The sequence below is a fragment of the Streptomyces sp. NPDC087263 genome, from assembly GCF_044744645.1.
In the GTDB taxonomy this organism is placed as follows: domain Bacteria; phylum Actinomycetota; class Actinomycetes; order Streptomycetales; family Streptomycetaceae; genus Streptomyces.
This window is the reverse complement of sequence record NZ_JBIUYT010000033.1, coordinates 1-1,847: the sequence shown is the minus strand read 5'-3', so window position 1 is coordinate 1,847 and position 1,847 is coordinate 1. Positions and strand designations below refer to the sequence as shown.

Below are 1,847 nucleotides of genomic sequence, written 5' to 3'. Positions count from 1 at the left end.
ACCACCACCCGCGCCTCAAACCGATCCACGATCGACTCACCCGGAATGACGGCCTCGGTGGCGTTCCACTCCTCCACCACCCGCGCCCGCTCCACGTCGCTCAGTACCGCGACCTCGCTCACCCGCAGCGCCGGGTCGGCCGCGACCTGCCCCAGCACCCGCACCAACCGCGACGCCAACCCCGCCGCCGTACCCTCATCGAACAAATCCGCCGCATACAGCAGCGCCCCACCCAACCCCGCAGGCGCCCCCGCCCCATCACGCCGCTCAACCAGGTCCAGCGACAGATCGAAGCGCGCCGGTACCTGGGCCGCCGCCGGAATCTGACAGACCTGCAGCCCAGGCAGGCTCCACTCCGCCGACGGCAGGCTCTGCAGCGCCAGCAGGACCTGGAACAGGGGGTTGTGGGAGAGGGAGCGGGACGGGTTGAGGTCCTCGACGAGTCGCTCGAACGGCACGTCCTGGTGGGCGTACGCGGCGAGATCCGACTCCCGCACCTGAGCCAGCAACTCCATGAAGGACGGGTCCGCGCTCAGATCGGCGCGGACGACCAGGGTGTTGACGAAGAACCCGGCGAGGTCGTCCAGCGCCGGGTCGCCGCGGCCGGCGATCGGGACACCCATGGGGATGTCGTCGCCCGCACCCACCCGGCTGAGCAGCACGGACAGGGCGGCGTGCACCACCATGAACATCGTCGCGCGGCCTCGGCGTGCGAGGTCCAGCAGCCGGGCGTGAGTCTGTGCGGTGACCTCGACAGGCACCTCGCCGCCGCGGAAGGAGGACACTGCCGGCCGTGGCCGGTCGGTCGGCAGCGCGAGCTCCTGTGGCGCGGCGGCCAACGCCTCACGCCAGTGCGTGAGTTGGCCGCTGATCAGGCTCTGCGGTTCGTCCAGCTCACCCAGCATCTCGCGCTGCCAGAGAGCGTAGTCCGCGTACTGCACCGGCAGCGGCTCCCAGTCCGGCGCCCCGCCTGCCCGCCGGGCCGCATAAGCCACCCCCAGATCCCGCGCGAGCACGCCCATCGACCAGCCGTCGACAGCGATGTGGTGCGCGACGACCAGGAGTACGTACTCCGCGGGCCCCGTCACCAACAGCCGTATCCGCCACGGCAGATCCACGCTCACTTCGAAGCCGCGGTCCGCGTGCAGCCCGAGTTCCGCGGCGAGGATCTCCTCGCTGGTCTCCACGACGACCAGCCGAGGCCGGCCGGCCTCGCCCTCCAACACCTGCTGACGGGGCTCGCCGTCGGTCTCGGGAAAGACCGTCCGCAGGCTTTCGTGCCTTTCGGCCATATCGCCGAGCGCCGCCGCAAGCGCGGCGACATCCAGGTCACCGGAGAGCCGCAGGGCCAACGGCAGGTTGTAGACCGCACCGGCACCCGGGTTGGTCTCCTCCAACTGGTTCAGGAACCACATCCGCTGCTGGGCGTACGACAGAGGCAGCACCTCCGGACGCGGCTGCGGCGTCAGCGCGATCCGGGCGGCTGTGCCGACCGCCTCCGCGACGAGGCCGGCGACCTCGGCCACCGTCGGGGCTGCGAACAGGTCGGCGATGTTGAGCTCGATGTCGAGGACGGCGCCGATCCGGGCGATCAGCTTCATGGCAAGGATCGAGTCGCCCCCGAGGTCGAAGAACGACACCTCGGCACCGACACGTTCAAGGCCGAGGACCTCGCAGTACAGGCCGCAGAGCAGCTCCTCGGTCGGCGTCGCCGGACCCCGGCCGACGCCGGTCAGGCCGGTGAAGTCGGGTGCAGGGAAGGCGGATCGGTCCAGCTTGCCGTTGACCGTGACCGGGAACGCGTCCAGCGTCACGACCGCGGTGGGGACCATGTAGTCCGGCAGCCG

1 protein-coding gene is annotated in these 1,847 nt (G+C 70.8%); it reads right to left on the bottom strand.

What is annotated here, in order from left to right:
* On the bottom strand, nt 1-1,847 hold a 1,847-nt coding region (locus tag ACIPC1_RS40285), incomplete at both ends, for a condensation domain-containing protein (RefSeq protein WP_402526828.1).